The 17,814-nt window shown below is 53.0% G+C and carries 18 protein-coding genes; 16 read left to right on the top strand and 2 right to left on the bottom strand.

Annotated features, from left to right (window positions below; genetic code table 11):
• Positions 1–92 precede the first annotated feature (92 nt).
• The 11 genes from fabD (at position 93) to REIFOR_RS08170 (ending at position 8,471) form a co-directional block, all read left to right on the top strand.
• Positions 93–1,019: an ACP S-malonyltransferase gene (gene fabD, locus REIFOR_RS08220; protein WP_100257100.1), complete on the top strand. Its 927-nt coding sequence runs from the start codon at positions 93–95 to the stop codon at positions 1,017–1,019.
• A gap of 5 nt (positions 1,020–1,024) precedes the next feature.
• Positions 1,025–1,768, top strand: a complete 744-nt coding sequence (gene fabG / locus REIFOR_RS08215; RefSeq protein ID WP_100257099.1) for a 3-oxoacyl-ACP reductase FabG — start codon at positions 1,025–1,027, stop codon at positions 1,766–1,768.
• 102 nt (positions 1,769–1,870) lie between these two features.
• A complete protein-coding gene (gene acpP, locus REIFOR_RS08210; RefSeq protein ID WP_100257098.1) occupies positions 1,871–2,107 on the top strand; it encodes an acyl carrier protein in 237 nt (78 codons plus the stop codon).
• A gap of 106 nt (positions 2,108–2,213) precedes the next feature.
• A complete protein-coding gene (fabF, locus tag REIFOR_RS08205; protein ID WP_100257097.1) occupies positions 2,214–3,452 on the top strand; it encodes a beta-ketoacyl-ACP synthase II in 1,239 nt (412 codons plus the stop codon).
• A 42-nt stretch (positions 3,453–3,494) separates the two neighbouring features.
• Positions 3,495–4,301 carry an aminodeoxychorismate lyase gene (gene pabC / locus REIFOR_RS08200; RefSeq protein WP_100257096.1) on the top strand — a complete coding sequence of 269 codons (807 nt, stop codon included), beginning with the start codon at positions 3,495–3,497 and terminating at the stop codon, positions 4,299–4,301.
• Positions 4,295–5,341 (top strand): endolytic transglycosylase MltG, encoded by a 1,047-nt coding sequence (mltG, locus tag REIFOR_RS08195; RefSeq protein ID WP_100257095.1) that lies wholly within the window; start codon positions 4,295–4,297, stop codon positions 5,339–5,341. The genes pabC and mltG overlap by 7 nt, the downstream gene beginning before the upstream one ends.
• Complete coding sequence (gene tmk, locus REIFOR_RS08190) at positions 5,338–5,958, top strand: dTMP kinase (protein ID WP_100257094.1); 621 nt, start codon at positions 5,338–5,340, stop codon at positions 5,956–5,958. The genes mltG and tmk overlap by 4 nt, the downstream gene beginning before the upstream one ends.
• Entirely contained in the window at positions 5,951–6,910 is a 960-nt protein-coding gene (locus REIFOR_RS08185; protein ID WP_100257093.1) for a hypothetical protein, read from the top strand. The genes tmk and REIFOR_RS08185 overlap by 8 nt, the downstream gene beginning before the upstream one ends.
• The gene (locus REIFOR_RS08180) at positions 6,907–7,260 is read left to right on the top strand and encodes a PilZ domain-containing protein (RefSeq protein WP_100257092.1); all 354 of its coding nucleotides are present in this window, start codon (positions 6,907–6,909) and stop codon (positions 7,258–7,260) included. The genes REIFOR_RS08185 and REIFOR_RS08180 overlap by 4 nt, the downstream gene beginning before the upstream one ends.
• Before the next feature lie 72 nt (positions 7,261–7,332).
• Positions 7,333–7,947: a TetR/AcrR family transcriptional regulator gene (locus tag REIFOR_RS08175; protein ID WP_100257091.1), complete on the top strand. Its 615-nt coding sequence runs from the start codon at positions 7,333–7,335 to the stop codon at positions 7,945–7,947.
• Positions 7,944–8,471 carry a DUF1285 domain-containing protein gene (locus REIFOR_RS08170; RefSeq protein ID WP_100257090.1) on the top strand — a complete coding sequence of 176 codons (528 nt, stop codon included), beginning with the start codon at positions 7,944–7,946 and terminating at the stop codon, positions 8,469–8,471. Before REIFOR_RS08175 ends, REIFOR_RS08170 begins: the two co-directional genes overlap by 4 nt.
• Before the next feature lie 36 nt (positions 8,472–8,507).
• Here REIFOR_RS08170 and REIFOR_RS08165 read toward each other — a convergent pair whose 3' ends face one another.
• The gene (locus REIFOR_RS08165; protein WP_100257089.1) at positions 8,508–10,163 is read right to left on the bottom strand and encodes an electron transfer flavoprotein-ubiquinone oxidoreductase; all 1,656 of its coding nucleotides are present in this window, start codon (positions 10,161–10,163) and stop codon (positions 8,508–8,510) included.
• A gap of 358 nt (positions 10,164–10,521) precedes the next feature.
• Between REIFOR_RS08165 and REIFOR_RS08160 the strand changes: the two genes are divergently transcribed.
• Complete coding sequence (locus REIFOR_RS08160; protein ID WP_100257088.1) at positions 10,522–11,274, top strand: electron transfer flavoprotein subunit beta/FixA family protein; 753 nt, start codon at positions 10,522–10,524, stop codon at positions 11,272–11,274.
• A complete protein-coding gene (locus tag REIFOR_RS08155) occupies positions 11,271–12,197 on the top strand; it encodes an electron transfer flavoprotein subunit alpha/FixB family protein (RefSeq protein WP_100257087.1) in 927 nt (308 codons plus the stop codon). The genes REIFOR_RS08160 and REIFOR_RS08155 overlap by 4 nt, the downstream gene beginning before the upstream one ends.
• A gap of 111 nt (positions 12,198–12,308) precedes the next feature.
• Here REIFOR_RS08155 and REIFOR_RS16995 read toward each other — a convergent pair whose 3' ends face one another.
• Positions 12,309–12,596 (bottom strand): LysR family transcriptional regulator, encoded by a 288-nt coding sequence (locus REIFOR_RS16995; RefSeq protein ID WP_158524330.1) that lies wholly within the window; start codon positions 12,594–12,596, stop codon positions 12,309–12,311.
• A 256-nt stretch (positions 12,597–12,852) separates the two neighbouring features.
• Here REIFOR_RS16995 and REIFOR_RS08145 point away from each other — a divergent pair, with 256 nt between their 5' ends.
• From REIFOR_RS08145 to gspF, 3 genes are all read left to right on the top strand, one after another.
• Complete coding sequence (locus tag REIFOR_RS08145) at positions 12,853–15,009, top strand: response regulator (RefSeq protein WP_158524329.1); 2,157 nt, start codon at positions 12,853–12,855, stop codon at positions 15,007–15,009.
• Between the two features lie 105 nt (positions 15,010–15,114).
• On the top strand, positions 15,115–16,584 hold the full coding sequence (gene gspE, locus REIFOR_RS08140; RefSeq protein ID WP_100257084.1) for a type II secretion system ATPase GspE: 1,470 nt from the start codon (positions 15,115–15,117) through the stop codon (positions 16,582–16,584).
• Positions 16,584–17,798, top strand: coding sequence for a type II secretion system inner membrane protein GspF (gspF, locus tag REIFOR_RS08135; protein WP_100257083.1), 1,215 nt, complete (start codon positions 16,584–16,586; stop codon positions 17,796–17,798). Before gspE ends, gspF begins: the two co-directional genes overlap by 1 nt.
• Positions 17,799–17,814 lie beyond the last annotated feature (16 nt).

The raw sequence follows: 17,814 nt of genomic DNA, 5'->3' as shown, positions 1-17,814 counted from the left end.
AATTCATAAATGTTTCAACGGGGCTTGCCTTTAAAGCGTTGAGATTACTCGGATAATGCCACTCTATTGGCAAAAACAGGATCCATCTCAGTATGAATAAACTCGCATTCGTGTTTCCAGGTCAGGGGTCACAGCAAGTCGGTATGCTGGCAGAAATGCTGGAAACCTACCCAATCGTGCGCGATACGTTCGCCGAAGCGTCCGAATTGCTGGGATATGATGTTACCGATCTGGCCCTAAACGGCCCGATTGAAGAGTTAAATCGAACTGAGAAGACCCAGCCTGCGCTATTGACTGCCAGCATAGCGCTATATCGACTCTGGTCGGCACAGTCACCCTTGAAGCCCATTTTATTTGCAGGGCACAGCCTGGGTGAATATAGTGCGTTGGTTGCCAGCGGTGCCGTTAGCTTTGCTGATGCCATAAAGCTGGTTGAATTGCGCGGCCAGCTTATGCAATTGGCCGTTCCGGCTGGTGAAGGCTTGATGGCGGCTGTTTTGGGCTTGGACGATCAGGCTGTAATCGACGGGTGTCTGGCAGCGGAGCAGGGCGCTGTCGTGTCGGCGGTTAATTTCAACACCCCGGGCCAGGTGGTAATTGCCGGCAATACCGCCGCTGTTGAACGGGCCATGGTGATTTTAAAGACTATGGGCGCGAAACGGGTATTACCCCTGTCGGTCAGTGTGCCGTCGCATTGCGTGTTAATGAAACCAGCGGCTGATACACTCGCGCAGCGGTTGCAGGCGATCCACTTTAACAGTCCGTCGGCGCCGATTGTGCAAAATCGCGTTGCGCTCGGCGTGACCGATATTAGCGAAATTCGCAAAAACCTATTGGAACAGCTCTATAAGCCGGTTCAATGGACAAAGTCGGTGCAATTTATGGCCAGCGCTGGGGTTACCGAGATTATCGAATGTGGCCCGGGTAAGGTCTTGAGTGGCTTGAACAAACGAATTGCCGGCGATGTGATTCATACCGCCATCGGCAATCTAGCTTCGTTTCAAAAACGATTAGGATAATAGTTATGACAGATGCCAAAAAAGTTGCCCTTGTGACCGGCGCCAGTCGCGGCATCGGCGCGGCGGTTGCTGACAAACTCGGCCATGACGGCTTTATTGTGTTGGGCACCGCGACCTCAGAAAGTGGCGCGGAAAAAATTAGCCAACGGTTTGCCGAGTTGGGCATTAGCGGCAAGGGTTACTGTCTGAACGTCACCGATGGCGCCTCCATCGATGCTGTGATGGCCGATATTCAGGCCGAATTCGGTGCCCCAGCGGTATTAGTCAACAATGCCGGCATTACCCAGGATAATCTTTTTTTACGCATGAAAGAGACTGAATGGAATGCGGTGATCGACACCAACCTGAATTCGGTGTTCCGCATGAGTAAGGCGGTCATCAAAGCCATGACGCGCACCCGTTTTGGCCGAATCATCAATATTTCATCGGTTGTCGCCTCCGCCGGTAATGCCGGGCAAGCCAACTACTGTGCCGCCAAGGCCGGCGTGGAGGGTTTTACGCGGTCCTTAGCGCGTGAAATCGGTAGCCGCAACATTACCGTCAACTCGGTTGCGCCAGGCTTTATTCAAACCGACATGACCCATGATCTGGCGGAAAATGTAAAAGAAACTCTACTGAAACAGGTGCCGTTAGCGCGCCTGGGTACACCGGATGAAATCGCACATGCGGTTGCGTTTTTGGCCAGTGATGGTGCGTCATACATCACTGGAGAAACTTTGCATGTCAATGGCGGCATGTATATGGGTTAATTTTGGCAAGTTGGTCGTCATTTAACTTGCTCAATAGGATAACGTTTATATAAACTAGCCAGCACGTATAACTGTGCTAAATACCTTTTAGGAGTTCTTATAATGAGCAGCATCGAAGATCGAGTTAAAAAAATAGTTTGTGAACAGTTAGGCGCTAAAGAAGAAGACGTCAACGCAAAATCATCTTTTATCGATGATCTGGGTGCCGATTCTCTGGATACGGTTAACTTGGTGATGGCTTTGGAAGAAGAATTCGAAACTGAAATTCCAGATGAAGAATCTGAGAAATTACAGACTGTTCAGGACGCGATCGATTACGTAAACACCCACGTGGGTTAAGCGATTTAGTCAACAATAGGAGCCGTATTGACCTCCGGGCAATACGGCTTTTTTTTGAGTGCTATTCTGCATAATGAAGAAGCAAGGCAGTCTTGGAGAAATTAAGATGTCAAAACGACGTGTGGTGGTAACTGGGCTGGGTTGTATTAGTCCATTAGGGAATTCAGTCGCATCAACGTGGGCGGGTATTTTGGCCGGAAAAAGCGGCGTGAATCGCATCGAGCTGTTCGATGCTGAAAAATTCACCACCAAATTTGCGGCTCAGGTGAAAGATTTCAATCCAGCCGACTATATGAATCCTAAAGATACCAAAAAGATGGATGGTTTTATTCAATACGGCTATGCGGCCGCTGTTGAAGCGATCCAGGACTCCGGTATTGAAGCGACTGAAGCCACCGCCGGTCGAATTGGCATTGCCATCGGTTCAGGCATCGGGGGGCTCGATACTATCGAGAAGAATCATCTTGCTCTGCAAAAGGGTGGCCCACGCCGTATTTCACCCTTTTTTGTCCCCGCTGCCATTATCAACATGATTTCGGGCAACCTATCCATCGAGTATGGTTTTAAAGGCCCAAATATTGCCATTACAACTGCCTGCACCACGGGCACACACAATATTGGTTATGCCGCGCGCACGATCGCCTACGGCGATGCCGATGCGATGGTAGCAGGCGGTGCCGAAATGGCGTCCGGCCAGTTGGGCATGGGCGGTTTCGGCGCGGCGCGGGCCTTATCCACGCGCAACGATGATCCAACGCGCGCCAGTCGTCCGTGGGATCGAGATCGAGACGGTTTCGTGCTCGGTGATGGTGCCGGTGTGGTCGTGCTCGAAGAATATGAGAGCGCCAAGGCCCGCGGTGCGAAGATATATGCCGAATTAACCGGTTTTGGTATGAGTGGCGATGCCTATCATATGACCTCACCGCCTGCCGATGGCGCTGGTGCCGCGGCCGCTATGGACAACGCCTTACGGGATGCCGGTTTAAATCCGTTAGACGTTAACTACATTAATGCCCATGGCACCTCGACACTGGCCGGTGATTTGGCTGAATCGCAAGCGGTTAAACGTCTCTATGGTGGCGATGCGGACAAAATCGTGGTCAGCTCGACCAAATCGATGATTGGCCACTTGCTCGGCGCTGCCGGTGCAGTGGAGGCGATTTTCTGTATCTTGGCGATCAAAGATCAGGTTGCTCCCCCGACCATCAACCTGGATAACCCGGATCCGGCCTGTGATCTTGACTACGTTCCTCACACGGCGCGTAATATGGTGATCAATCATGCGCTCAGCAATTCATTTGGTTTTGGCGGTACAAACGGCTCTCTTATCTTCAGCAAAGTTTGATACTATCGTGCCTTACCTCTGAACTCTGTTAGCCCGGAAACCATGCATATCAGTCTGTTAAATGGCGTCAGTGGCGCCATTCCATTATCCCACCGAGGTTTAGCTTATGGCGATGGCCTGTTTGAGACGCTGTTAGCCGATCAACATGGGCCTCACTTTCTCGGGCCGCATCTTGATCGCCTCAGCGCCGGCACCCATCGTTTGGGTATGGCATGGTCCAGCGCGCAGAGGCTTGCGCTGCGCGGACAATTGACCGCGCTCTGTGCCCATCTGGATGCACCCCATCTGATTAAAGTCATGTTGTTGAGAAGCAACCCCGGGCGCGGCTATGATTTCGACCCCCTGTTACAACAGACCGATGTTCTCGTGCAATGCAGTCCCTATCATCGTCCCGACTGGGCGGCGCAGGGCGCTTCGGTTGCCCTGTCCGAGACCCACGTCAGCGTCAACTCGACTCTGGCCGGCATGAAGCACCTCAATCGGCTGGATTCGGTTTTGGCTCGTCAGAGCGCGCGGCGACAAGGTGTCGATGAGGTCTTGATGGCCACCGACAGCGGCTCTATTGTCGAAGCCAGCTCTGCCAATCTATTCTTTTTTCGGCATGGGTACTGGTCTACACCACCGGTTGATCAGGCCGGTGTCGCCGGTGTAATACGTCAGCAGCTGCTGACCCGTTTCCCTGACATTCAGATCAGCGCACTGGCGGTGGATGAGCTGGACCAGGTCGATGCGGCTTTTTTGTCCAATAGTCTAATGGGTCTAGTCCCGATTGAATCCTTAATGGCGCGGCCGTTACCGCGCCATGCCGACATCCATCTCTTTCACAGTGAGTTAGCCCAAACGTGTTAAAAAAACTAGTCTTCATCACTCTGCTATTAGGCATCGTTTCGGCCTTGGCGATCGTCAACTTGGCCCAACTACGGCTGCAAAAACCGCTCTCACTGAGCGCCGAAGGCACAACCTATAGGGTGACCGACGGCGCTTCGGTAAAGCGTGTCTTGGCAGACTTTAGCGCCAACGGCTGGATCGACTACCCCCGGATCCACGAATTGTGGTTGCGCTATAATGAACTCACGGTAATCCAACGCGGTGAATATGCTTTGCAGCCGGGCCAAACCAGTACCGATGTGATTCGCATGATGGTGTCTGGCAAAAAAATCCTGCGTTCAGTGCAATTCATTGAAGGCCAAACCTTCAGTGAATTCTTGCAGGTCCTGGCGGATAGTCCCGACCTAGAGCATAGCCTAACCGGATTGGATCAAGATGCTATTATGCAGCTTGTAGCCGCCGATATGAGCTTTTACGAGGGCTGGTTTTTCCCCGATACCTATTTATTTGACGCTGGCACCAGTGATCTGGATATACTTAAATTAGCTCACCAGCGTATGGTGTCGATCTTGGCGGAGGAATGGGCGCAAAAATCCCCCACAGCTGTTGTTGAGACACCCTATGAGGCGTTGATTTTGGCGTCCATCATCGAAAAAGAAACCGGCGCCGCCTTTGAACGACCGATGATCTCAGGTGTTTTCAGCCGTCGACTCAGTATCAATATGCGCCTGCAGACCGACCCAACCGTTATTTATGGCGCGGGTGCGGCGTATACCGGCAATCTGACGCGCGGCCATTTGCGCACCGACACGCCCTATAATACCTATACCCGCAACGGCTTGCCGCCGACTCCGATTGCCAACCCGGGCCGCGAAGCGATCTTTGCGGCCTTAAATCCGGCCGCCGGTGAGAGTCTATTTTTCGTCGCCAAGGGCGATGGCAGCCATCATTTTTCGATCACCTTCAAAGAACACAACGCCGCCGTGCGGCGCTATCAGCGTTTTTCCCGGCGCCAAGACTATAAGTCGGCACCGGCAACGACAACGGACGAGGTCCAATGAGCGCCTTGTTTATCAGCATAGAAGGCTTAGAAGGCGCCGGTAAAACTACTCAGGCCGAGGTGCTGATGGCTTGGCTCGCAGCGCGCGGCCACGATATTGTCCGCACCCGGGAGCCGGGTGGCACCGAGATCGCAGAAGCGATCCGGGACCTGGTTTTGAGTCATCACAGTGAAAAAATGGATCCGGTTACCGAGTTGCTCCTGGTATTTGCAGCCCGCAAGCAGCATGTGGCCAGCCTTATTCAGCCGGCCTTAGCGGCGGGTCAGTGGGTGATCAGCGATCGCTTTACCGATGCGACTTACGCCTATCAGGGTGGCGGGCGCGGGCTCGACCGAAGCCTGATCGCATCACTGGAGGAGACGGTTTTGGCCAATTTCCAACCCGATCTAACCATCTGGTTCGATTGCGACGCGGCCACCGGCTTGGCGCGGGCCCAGGCTCGTGGCGCGCTGGACCGCATTGAAGGCGAAGATATAGCGTTTTTTAACCGCTGCCGCGCACAATATCAACTACGCTATGATCAACAACCTGAGCGTTTTATAAAAATCGATGCGGCTCCGTCACAGGCCGCCGTCTCCGAGCAGTTAATTACGGCCCTGGAGGTCTACTTTGCCTGATTTACCGCCTTGGTTGAATGCCACGCTAGTGGACTTGATTAGCCAATACCGAGCCAATACCTTGCCGCATGGCCTATTGATATTGGGTGATCCAGGTGATGGTGGCGGGTTAATGACCGATGCCTTGGTGGCAAAATTACTCTGCCGGTCCGATTTGGCGCACGCCTGTGGCGACTGCAAAGCCTGTCGATTGCACCAGGCCGGCAACCATCCAGACTTTATTCGGGTGCAGCCGGAAGGCAAGAGTTTGACCATACGGGTCGATGCCGTGCGCGCCATCAATCGAAAAGTGGCCGAAACCGCTCAACAAGGTGGCAACAAGGTGATTCGCCTGGAAAACGCCGAGAAGATGAATAGCAATGCCGCAAATGCCTTATTGAAGGTCTTAGAAGAACCGAGCGATCGAACCTTTATTGTGCTCGAAAGTCGCTCGTTGGGGCGCACCCTACCGACCGTTCGGTCTCGTTGTCGGCTGGTCACGCTGCCAGAACCGACTCCTGAGCAGGCCTTGGCTGTGTTGCATAGCGCTGCCTATCCGCTCAATCCCCATATCGCCCTGGGCATTGCGCAAGGCAAACCCTATACCGCCTTGGCGGTCACTGCGGACCAACTTAACCAATGGTCCGAGTGTGAAAGGCATTTTTTACAGGATTTAGGCTTTAGTCAGTTGAGTCAATTTATTCACAAGGCGCCGCTTGAACCGACCCTCAAGCAACTGATGTTGTGGATCGACACGGCACTGCGCCAGCAGTTGAGCCGGCGAGGCGCGCTGGCGCCCATCGCCGATGACTTGATCGAACTGCTGGCCAACCAAACGGCTCGGTCGCTGTTCAATTTTCGGGATTATCTGGTTGTCTTATTAGGGGCTATTAACCGTCAATCGAATCTAAACCCTCAGCTGATGGGCGAAGAGCTCGCATCTCGCTGGCTTGATCTAAGAGGTACAGAATGAACCCAAAATTAGCTGGCACTCGCAGCGGAATACTGTCCATAACCATGAAAGACAAGGCGGTTCTCTATGCCGCCTTTATGCCCTTCGTAAAGAATGGCGGTTTGTTTATCGCGACTAACAAACGCTTCAGCGTGGGCGATGATGTTTTTTTATTACTCACCCTGATGGATGAACCAGAAAAGATTCCGGTTGCTGGCCGCGTTATCTGGTTGACCCCACGAGGGGCCCAGGGCAACAGGGCAACCGGCATCGGTGTGCAATTTTCGAAGAAAAACGAATTGGCAAAAGACAAGATCGAAACCTATCTGGCCGGCGCGTTGAATTCGGACAAACCTACCCACACTATGTAACTGGGCCCAAGCGAATCTTCCGGCTAATAATGTCATCCGTTTGGGTGGCCTAACCACTCTGGACACCTTGGCATGTTAACTTCGAGTATTGCGATTCAGCCACAAAGCCCCGCTGAAACAGCCTTGATTAGTTCGGCCCTGAATCTATTTACCATTCACAATGAAAACAGCATAACGGTAACCCAATTGATCAAGGCTGCGGGCATCAGTCGATCGGTTTTTTATAAACACTTCGCCAACAAAGATGATGTCTATGCCGCCATTCTACTCACCGATGAGCTCGCAGTGACGCCCTTACTCACTAACATCGGGGCCTCAGGCGGGGCTGCGGACCTACTTGAGCAGTATTTGAAATATCGAATCCAATTCGTTAAGAAATACCGAGTTCTGATGCGTCTGGAAAAACACTTGCAGGCGACCGACTGCACATTGGAGCGGTTTGTGCAGTGGCAACTGTTACGCCGCCAGCATGTCGATGAGTTCGCCGCCATAATTGAACTGGACCTAGCGCACCTGAAGCCGTTAGAGCGGGACAAGGCGCGCTTTCATTATGGTTTGCTCTGGTCATTGGCCAGTGGCATGGCGCATATTACCGAATCCGATCTATTCCCTGAACTGATTCGTGATCGCCGTGGCTTTAGCCGCTTTCTGCTCGATTCCGTGCGCACACTGGGTGGCCCTAAATGATCGAACTGACTGATATCTATCGACACATTAATAATCAAACGGTTGCGCCCGTGGAGTTATGGGACCCTGACTTCTGTGGTGATATTGATTTGGAAATTCGCCGCGATGGCCGGTGGTACTATCAGGGCAGCCTGATAGCTCGGGAACGGATGGTTAAGCTGTTTGCCAGTGTACTGAAAAAGGAAGATGAACGTTATTTCTTGGTCACACCGGTGGAGAAGGTGGGCATTCGAGTCGCCGCCACACCCTTTGTGGTGGTCTCCGCCCAATTGATCGGTGACACCTGGATCGTGACCAACAATCTGGGCGATCAGGCCTGTTTGGATCGGGATCACCCGCTTAAGGTAGACTACCCAGCCGAACCAGAGATGCTTTGGCGCGCTAACTTAAGCGCTCGAATCAGCCCCAGTGTAATGTATCAGTGGCAGATCCATGCCTTGGACCATCAGGGACTGCGCCAAGGGGTGCTGTGGTTGGACAGCGCCGGAACGGAATTCACGCTCGATCGTAGCGAGTTGACCTGACCTCGAAGTCCGAGATCCGGTCAATGACTGCGCCCGTCACATATTGGGATAGTTGGGCCCACCCGCGCCTTCGGGGGTCACCCAGGTGATATTTTGAGCCGGATCCTTGATATCGCAGGTTTTGCAATGCACGCAGTTTTGCGCATTGATTTGAAACTTGGCTGCGCCATCGGCCCCTTGAATTACCTCATACACGCCGGCCGGACAATAGCGCTGGGCCGGTTCCGCATAGAGCGGCAGATTGTCTCGGATGGGCAAATCTGGGTCGGTCAGCCTGAGGTGAACCGGTTGGTTGTCTTCGTGATTGGTATTGGAGAGAAATACCGAACTAAGCTTGTCAAAGGACAGGATGCCATCTGCCTTGCCGTATTCAAGCATCTTAGACTGCGCGGCCGGCTTGAGCGTGGCGTAGTCGGGCACCGAGTCCTGCAGAGTCCAGGGCAGGGTGCCGCGAAACACATTCATATCGATAAAGGCGTAGGCTGAGCCGAGGATATTGCCGAACTTGTGCTGGGCCGGGCCAAAATTGCGCTGAAAATGCAATTCCTTAAAGAGGCTGCTATTTTTATAATGCGCTTCGAAATGCACCAAATCCTGGCCGGCTTCAAGGCCAATTGCCAGCTGATCCAGAATGGTTTGCGCCGCCAACATGCCCGATTGCATAGCCGTATGCGTGCCCTTGATCTTAGCGCCGTTGAGCGTGCCGGCATCACAGCCAATTAAAAACCCACCCGGAAAGTGCATTTTAGGCAGACATTGCGAGCCGCCCTTATTCAACGCCCGCGCGCCATAAGACAGGCGTTTGCCGTTTGTCAGATATTTGGCAAAGAGCGGGTGGTGCTTCATGCGTTGAAATTCATCGAACGGCGACAAATAGGGATTGTCATAGCCTAGATCGGTGATCAGACCCAATGCGACCTGTTGGTTTTCCAAGTGGTACATAAAAGCACCACCGGAGGCACCCTGTTCGGCCAGCGGCCAACCGGCCGTGTGCACGACTAGGCCCGGTTCGTGCATATCGGCTGGCACTTCCCAGAGCTCTTTAATACCCAAGCCAAAATGCTGGGTACCCTGTCCCCGGGCAAGCTGGAATTGTTCGATCAGCGCCTTGCCCAAGTGCCCGCGGGCACCTTCGGCAAACAGGGTGGTTTTGCCGTGCAATTCCATTCCGGCGGCAAAGCCGTCTTTCTCCGTGCCATCGGCGGCACGGCCCATATCGCCGGTAATGATGCCCTTAACGGCACCCTTGGCGTCATAGAGCACTTCCGCGGCAGCAAAGCCGGGAAATATTTCCACGCCCAAGGCCTCGGCCTGTTCGGCCAACCAGCGGCAAAAATTGCCCAGGCTGATAATGTAATTGCCGTCGTTCTTCATCGGAGTGGGTACGGCAAAATGCGGCACCTTGACTTGGCTGGTCGCCGAGCGCAGCACATAGATCTCATCGCGCGTGACAGGGGTGTGCAGGGGAGCCCCAAGCTCGGACCAATTGGGTAGCAATTCATTGAGGGCGCTGGTTTCGAATACCGCGCCCGATAGTATATGGGCGCCGACTTCGGAGCCTTTTTCAACCACGCAGACGCTCAATTCCTGCTCCAGAGCCTGTGCGCCTTGCATCAACTTGATGGCAGCAGACAGACCCGCAGGTCCAGCACCGACTATTACCACGTCAAATTCCATGGCTTCGCGTTCCATAAACACCTCCGGTTGGCCGCTGCAATGACTAACAAAGCCCAAGGACCCGGTTAGCGTTAAGAATATGCTGTGTCTCAGCGGCGCTTAAATGACAATAACTCTATAACAGTAACGAGTTTAACCTTAACCGTGAAAAAATTAAAACAACTGTTTGAAATTTGCCGCCAAAGCGGATTAAATGAAGACTTAAATTAAACTGGGTTGACGATCAGCTGTCGCGCTCTATTCTAAATGTGACCCACTCTGTTTTGAGCTCACCCTGTGTTTGTGCGCAGGTGAGCGTTAGCCGGTCGTCTCGGTTCAGGTAGTCGTCGATTATTCACCGATATTGAAGCACCAATGAGTTAATGAGGACTGTATGAAAATCATCGTTCCGGTTAAACGCGTTGTAGATTACAACGTCAAAGTTCGAGTCAAGGCGGATCATTCCGATGTGGAACTCGCTAATGTTAAAATGGACATCAATCCCTTCTGTGATATCGCCGTTGAAGAGGCCGTGCGCCTCAAAGAACAGGGTCTCGCCTCTGAAGTGATCGTCGTGTCGATCGGTGAAGCCAAAGCCGAAGAGCAGCTGCGCCGATCGCTGGCCATCGGTGCGGATCGGGCCATTTTGGTGGTCACGCAAGAGGCCGCCAGTTCATTGGTGGTGGCGAAAATATTGGCGCAGATTGTCGCCCTTGAGCAACCTGGACTGGTGATCTTGGGGAAACAGGCCATCGACACCGATAACAATCAGACCGGGCAAATGCTCGCCGCGCTCGCCGGCTTGGCTCAGGCGACCTTCGCCAGCAAGGTCTTGATTGACGGTGATTGGGTTACCGTCACGCGCGATATAGACGGCGGCGCGCAAACCGTCTCGCTTAAGATGCCGGCCATCATCACCACCGATTTACGCCTCAATGAGCCGCGTTACATTAAATTGCCCGACATTATGAAAGCCAAGCGCAAACCGCTGGAGAAAAAGACCCCTGAGGATTTCGGCGTTGAACTAAGCCGAACGGTCAACACCTTAAAGGTTGAACCGCCAGCGGAACGCCCAGCCGGTATTAAGGTCAACTCGATTCAAGAGCTGGTCGACAAACTTAAAAACGAAGCGAAGGTGGTGTCATGAGCATTTTAGTTATAGCTGACCACAATAATAGTGAACTCACGCCCGTGACCGCCAATGTTGTTGCCGCGGCGCTCAAGCTCGGTGCGCCGGTCCATCTATTGGTTGCCGGCCACGACTGTCGGAGCGTCGCCGACGCGGCAGCGCAATTGAGTGGCATTGAGCGAGTGCTCAACTGCGACGCAGCGCACTACGCCCACGGCTTGGCCGAAAACTTGGCCGAATTGGTGCTATCGGTGGCCGATCAATACAGCCATATCCTGACCGCCGCCACAACCACGGGCAAGAACTTCCTCCCTCGGGTTGCCGCAAAACTCGACGTAGAACAGATTTCGGAGATCATCACGGTCGACAGTCCGGATACCTTTAAGCGCCCGATCTATGCTGGCAATGCCATAGCCACGGTGCAATCGACGGACCGAATCAAGGTTATTAGTGTGCGCGGTACCGCCTTTGATCCATGCCCGAATGATGGCCAGGCCCCGATCGAAGACCTGCCTGCGGCTTCCGACCAGGGTATCAGTCGTTTTATCTCCGAGGATTTGGTTGTTTCCGAACGCCCCGAGCTCACCGCGGCCCGCGTGGTGATCTCAGGTGGTCGCGGCATGCAGAACGGCGAGAACTTCGAACTGCTTTACAAGGTCGCCGATAAGCTCGGTGCCGGAGTTGGAGCGTCTCGTGCCGCGGTCGATGAAGGCTTTGTGCCCAATGACATGCAGGTCGGCCAAACGGGTAAGATCGTTGCCCCGGAGCTCTATATCGCCGTGGGTATCTCAGGACAAATTCAACACCTTGCCGGCATGAAGGACAGTAAGGTCATCGTTGCGATCAATAAGGATGCAGATGCCCCAATTTTCCAAGTAGCCGACTACGGTTTGGTGGCCGATCTGTTCGATGCACTCCCAGAACTGACCGAACAGCTCTAATTCAGCACGACTTAGGCCTGGATCGCTATGGGATGACAGGCCGGCTGAATCTTGTTCGGGCCCGCCAAGCCCAAACGGGCGTGGCGGTTAATTGGTCTTAAGCGCCAACCTCTAATCTTTGGCTTGGGGCATGGGCTGGTCCGGACTCAACGTTGAAGTCAGCAATTCCAAGGCAATGCTGACCTGCTGGATGATTTGTTCGGTTTTTTGGGTGGGCCGCATCCGACTGCCCGAGCGCACAAACAGCGGATCGTCATACATTGTTCGCAAGCGCGCTAAGGCGTTGCTAATGGCTGGTTGCGTAACGCCCAGCACCTTGCCGGCGCGAGTCAAATTGCCCTGCAAGTAGATGGTCAGCAGGACGCGAAAAAGATTTAAATCTGAAGATAGATACCGCATAACAAAGCTGTCCGTATAGTGCGTCTTATTAACTAAGCGTAGATTAGAAACGCAAAGGTAAAAAGGGCAGGGCAGTAAACCAACCCCTAAGCGGTTCAAGACCTCAAGATCCTTACCTATTCGCTGCATTTTGAATCGTTCAGCAAGACCGACGCCTAACTCCGCCTTATCAGTTTAAAAACAACCCGCGAATGCCTTGGGTATGGCCCAAGATACGGGTATAGTTGCGCTGTTTTCTCTGTCAGATGACGTCCGTATGAGTTTCTTTTTTCGCCCCCGTCACAAAGCCCAAAAAGATCGAGCTAATTTAAAACGTATCGATCAAACCCTCAGCCGTCAGGGACTTCCCAGCGCGTTGTTGCACTTCGTTTTGTTTATCATCATTGAGTGGCATCTGCTGCAAAACGGACCCGCGCCGAAGCTGGTGTATATTTTCGGTTTATTACTGGTAGTAATGGCGGCCTGGCGCTTCGTGATGATCGCCCAATTTGAAAGTTGGTATGCTAAGGGACCTGCGCACTGGCGTGATGTATTTATTCTGTCCGGTTTTTTGCATGCCGGCACTTGGTCTGTCTATCTGGTCTATCGCCTGACGCAGAGCCATGATGACCCCATTATGATGCTGGGCATTCTCTATACCTCGGCGATTGCCGCGGGCGGAACCTTCGTCTATTCACTCTACGGTCGCACGGTCAGCATTTACCTACTGATGCTTTTAGCTCCGTTAAGTATCTACTTTCTATTTCTCGAAAAAAATGTCGTGAATCTGATCATAGGTTTGGGTTTTATTGCCATGTACCTCTATTTGGTCAGTACGGCTAGGCGGGTGTCAGAACTGGTCTGGAGCTTTCTGACCAGCAATCACGAGTTGAAATTACGCTTAACAGCCCTGGAGCAGTCACGCGAAGCCACCACCGTGCAAAACTCCAGCAACCGCCGCTTTATCCAACAGTTGTTGCAGCGGGTGAAAACCCCTATGAGCGGACTGGTCGGGGTCTTGGGAATGCTGTCGGTTAAGGATACTGATATTGAAAACCAAGGCATGCTTGGCATTGCCCGCCGCTCCGGTTTTTCGATGCTTGATCTAATTACCGATTTTGAAGCCTTTATTGAACAACGCGATCAGACTCGCGTGCCTGAATCGATGGTTTTTAATTTGCGCAAAACGCTCGAGCATGCGCTCGCAGATATGGGCCCTAAAGCCCATGAAAACGGCCGCGAGCTGTCCTACCTGTACCACCCGGACGTGCCCGAACGCATCGAGGCGGACCCCCAGTGGCTGTCCAATGCCTTTCGCCGCTTGCTCGATTTCACCTTGGATATGGCCGATGCCGGTGAAATAACCGTTAAGATTGCTGTCGGCTCGGAGTTTGGCCAAGACTGCCTGCTGATAAGCTTCTATTTTATCAACAGTGATCTGGAACAGGGCGACCTAACCTCAGCATTGGACCGGCAAATGGATATATTGCCAGAAAATGAGGATGTCGCCGATCAACTAACTCTGATGGTCGCCGCGGCGCAATTTAAGGCGATGAATGCGACCTTAAGCGCGCAGCAGAAGGGGGATTTGCAGAAAATATCGGTTCGTTTGCCGATAACCACTACCACCCAGCAGGCCAGCTCGTTTCGACCGACCAAGTTTATGGCCGGTAAATCCATGTTGCTCGTGGATCTGAGCCCTCAAACTGAGCGTTCCCTGGCCGCGGAGTTTATGAGCTGGAATATGGAAGTGGCGGTCTGGACCCTCGATCGCCTTTTTGAGCAGACGGATAGTATCGATTCAGACTTTGTATTGTTTAATCTATCGGTTGACGATCAGTTTGCTCAGGCACAGTTGGAGAAAATCCAGCACTTAGCGGGCCGTTTCGGACAGCAAAGCCACCTCATTCTATATGCATCAGAATTGCAGCACAGATTGTTCAACGATATCGAGATCCCCTATACCTTCATTGAGAAGCCCGTCGCCCGCGATCAACTCTTATCGGCACTCAGAAACGCGCTCGAACAGATCGATGAGCATACCCAAAGCAGCACGCGGTTTGACAACACCCGGATCCTGATTGCCGAAGACAAGCTATTAAATCAAAAAATGATCCTGAAGATGCTTGAGCCCATGGGTGTCAGTGCCACGACCTGCAGTAATGGCCTAGAAGCCATCGAGTTGGCCAATACGGATAATTTTGATCTATTGTTAATGGACTGTTACATGCCGCGGATGGACGGTATGGAGGCCACTCGGCTGATTCGTCGCGCCGAACTCACGAGCGGCCGGCATATCCCGATCGTGGCGATGACATCGGAACAAACGCCGCTGATTGAGCGCGAATGTTTAACCGCCGGCATGGACGATTTCATTACCAAACCGCTCAAACATGAGGAGTTGATCGAATTGATTCAACGTTGGACCGCCTAAGCAATCCAGAACAGTTGTAAGGTTGGCGTGAATCCCCTGGAGAATTCACTACTTAGGCGTTACTGTTAAACTCTTTCTACGATTTCTAACTGGTTTTATTAAAACATGGACAAACAGTTACCCTTTGCATATGCAAAAAGACACGGTGTCGTCATCGATTATCATCATGCCGACGGTCTGCGCTTGCTATATCGACCCGACGCTAACCTAGTCGCCATGCAAGAAGCACAGCGCTTGATCGAAGCCGTGGTCCCGCTTGAACTGATCAATGATAACGAGTTTGCCGAGGCGCTTAATCGCGCCTATCAGACCGACTCCGATGAAACCATGCAGATGGTTGAGGGGCTGGGCGAATCGATGGATTTGAGCAGCTTAGCTGAATCCTTTCCTGAGACCGAAGATTTGATGGATCAAGTCGATGAGGCGCCGATCATTCGCCTGATCAACGCCATTCTGACCGAGGCGGTGCGTGAAGGGTCCTCCGACATCCATATCGAAACCTTTGAGAAACGCCTATCGATCCGTTTTAGAGTCGATGGTGTCCTGCGCGAGGTCGTGCAGCCGCGCCGCGCCTTAGCACCACTCTTGGTGTCGCGGATTAAGGTGATGGCGCGTATGGATATAGCCGAGAAACGCCTACCTCAGGATGGCCGTATATCGCTGCGTGTGGCCGGTCGAGAGGTAGATTTGCGCGTCTCGACCATACCGGCCAACCATGGCGAGCGCGTGGTCTTGCGCATACTAGACAAGCAGGCCGGTCGACTCGATTTGGCTCACCTGGGTCTGAGTCCGGATGATCATGCTAAGTTGAAAGACCTGATTTCTCGACCGCACGGCATTATTTTGGTCACCGGCCCGACCGGCTCGGGCAAGACTACGAGTCTCTATGCCGCCTTGCAGACCCTAAACAGCCAGTTCCGTAATATTATGACGGTCGAAGATCCGATTGAGTATAGCCTACCGGGTATTGGTCAAACTCAGGTGAACAGCAAGGTCGAGATGACCTTTGCACGCGGTTTACGCGCGATTCTCCGGCAAGACCCCGATGTCGTGATGATCGGTGAAATCCGCGATCTTGAAACCGCTGAAATTGCCGTACAAGCCAGTTTGACCGGCCATTTAGTGCTCAGCACCTTGCACACCAACTCGGCGGTTGGTGCCGTTACCCGACTCCAAGATATGGGCATTGAACCCTTTTTATTGGCATCGAGCCTTATCGGCCTAGTATCTCAGCGCCTGGTGCGCACCCTCTGTAATGACTGTAAGGTGGCGCATAATCCCGATAGCAGCGAACGCGAACTCTTGGGCCTGAGCGCAGACGAACCCTATGAGATATTCCGCGCCAATGGTTGTTCCGCTTGCAAAAGCACGGGATTTAAAGGCCGGATCGGGGTTTATGAATTGCTTAGGGTCGACGACGGTATGCGTCAGCTGATTCATAAGCAGGTTGGCGATCTGGAGTTGGATCTCTACGCCCGTAAATCAGCTCATTCGATTCTCGACGATGGCAAGGTCAAGGTGTTGGCAGGTGTGACCACCATCGAAGAGGTTCTGCGCGTGAATCGGAGCTACTGATGGCAGCATTTGAATATGTCGCTCTCGATGGCCGGGGCAAAAAGAAAAAAGGCATCTTAGAGGCCGACAGTGCCCGTCAGATTCGCCAGCAGTTGCGCGATAAGGGCTGGTTTGTCCAAGAAGTACAGCAGGCCCAGAAACAGCGCAGCAAAAATCAATCCCAGGGATTGTTTTCACCCGGCCTATCGGTAGCCGATCTGGCTCTGGTGACCCGCCAATTGGCCACGTTGGTCGGTTCTGGAATGCCGTTGGAAGAATGCCTTAAGGCCGCCGCCGATCAATCGGAAAAGGCCAAGGTGCGTAGCCTGGTGTTGAGCGTGCGCTCAAAGGTGCTAGAGGGCTTTAGTCTGGCCAATGCCTTATCCGAGTACCCGCGAGCGTTTCCGGTGCTCTATCAGGCCACCGTCAATGCCGGGGAACACAGCGGCCATCTGGATCGGGTGATGAACCGCCTGGCCGATCATATGGAAGAACAGCAGCGCATTGGTAAGCAAATCCAGATGGCCAGTATTTATCCCGCCATTCTCACCGGTGTGGCGCTACTGATCATTGTCTTTCTGCTCTATTCGGTGGTACCCGAAATCGTCGGGGTGATTTCCTCCACCGGTCAAGTATTACCGACACCCACCCGGGTTTTACTGGCCTCTAGCGATATGGTGATGCGCTATTGGGGGCACTTTTTAGTCTTTTGTATCGCGCTCGCGCTGCTCTTTCATCTCTATAACCGGCCCATCGAGCGGCGTACCAAGACCCACCGTCTGTTGCTGCGCTTACCCCTGATCGGGCGGATTTCTAAAGGCTTCAACACCTCACGTTTTATTGGCACCGTGGCGATGTTGTCTGGGAGCGGAGTGCCCTTGGTGGAAGCGATGAGAATTTCGGCTCAGGTGATTGCAAATTTAGAGATAAAACAACGGGTTAGCCGCGCCGCGGTGGCCGTGAGTGAAGGTTCGTCTTTACACAAAGCTTTGACCGAGGCCGGTTACTTCCGGCCGATGATGTTGCATATGATAGGCAGCGGAGAGGCCAGTGGAGAGCTCGATGCCATGTTACAGAAAACCGCCGATGCTGAAAATCGCTCTGTGCAGGAGCTGATTACCACCATCTTAAGCCTATTCGAACCGCTGATGATTCTGATCATGGGTGCCATCGTTTTGGTGATTGTCCTGGCCATTGTGCTACCTATAATGCAAATGAATAATATGGCCGGTTGACCTCAGAGGTTGCCGG

The organism is Reinekea forsetii, assembly GCF_002795845.1.
GTDB classification, from domain to species: Bacteria; Pseudomonadota; Gammaproteobacteria; order Pseudomonadales; family Natronospirillaceae; genus Reinekea; species Reinekea forsetii.
The sequence above is the reverse complement of the archived record's forward strand: the minus strand, read 5'-3'. Positions and strand labels throughout refer to the sequence as shown.

Coding starts and splice junctions, on each gene's coding strand:
- fabD (WP_100257100.1), top strand. CDS start 93: ATGAATAAACTCGCATTCGTGTTTCCAGGTCAGGGGTCACAGCAAGTC.
- fabG (WP_100257099.1), top strand. CDS start 1,025: ATGACAGATGCCAAAAAAGTTGCCCTTGTGACCGGCGCCAGTCGCGGC.
- acpP (WP_100257098.1), top strand. CDS start 1,871: ATGAGCAGCATCGAAGATCGAGTTAAAAAAATAGTTTGTGAACAGTTA.
- fabF (WP_100257097.1), top strand. CDS start 2,214: ATGTCAAAACGACGTGTGGTGGTAACTGGGCTGGGTTGTATTAGTCCA.
- pabC (WP_100257096.1), top strand. CDS start 3,495: ATGCATATCAGTCTGTTAAATGGCGTCAGTGGCGCCATTCCATTATCC.
- tmk (WP_100257094.1), top strand. CDS start 5,338: ATGAGCGCCTTGTTTATCAGCATAGAAGGCTTAGAAGGCGCCGGTAAA.
- REIFOR_RS08180 (WP_100257092.1), top strand. CDS start 6,907: ATGAACCCAAAATTAGCTGGCACTCGCAGCGGAATACTGTCCATAACC.
- REIFOR_RS08175 (WP_100257091.1), top strand. CDS start 7,333: ATGTTAACTTCGAGTATTGCGATTCAGCCACAAAGCCCCGCTGAAACA.
- REIFOR_RS08170 (WP_100257090.1), top strand. CDS start 7,944: ATGATCGAACTGACTGATATCTATCGACACATTAATAATCAAACGGTT.
- REIFOR_RS08165 (WP_100257089.1), bottom strand. CDS start 10,163: ATGGAACGCGAAGCCATGGAATTTGACGTGGTAATAGTCGGTGCTGGA.
- REIFOR_RS08160 (WP_100257088.1), top strand. CDS start 10,522: ATGAAAATCATCGTTCCGGTTAAACGCGTTGTAGATTACAACGTCAAA.
- REIFOR_RS08155 (WP_100257087.1), top strand. CDS start 11,271: ATGAGCATTTTAGTTATAGCTGACCACAATAATAGTGAACTCACGCCC.
- REIFOR_RS16995 (WP_158524330.1), bottom strand. CDS start 12,596: ATGCGGTATCTATCTTCAGATTTAAATCTTTTTCGCGTCCTGCTGACC.
- REIFOR_RS08145 (WP_158524329.1), top strand. CDS start 12,853: ATGAGTTTCTTTTTTCGCCCCCGTCACAAAGCCCAAAAAGATCGAGCT.
- gspE (WP_100257084.1), top strand. CDS start 15,115: ATGGACAAACAGTTACCCTTTGCATATGCAAAAAGACACGGTGTCGTC.
- gspF (WP_100257083.1), top strand. CDS start 16,584: ATGGCAGCATTTGAATATGTCGCTCTCGATGGCCGGGGCAAAAAGAAA.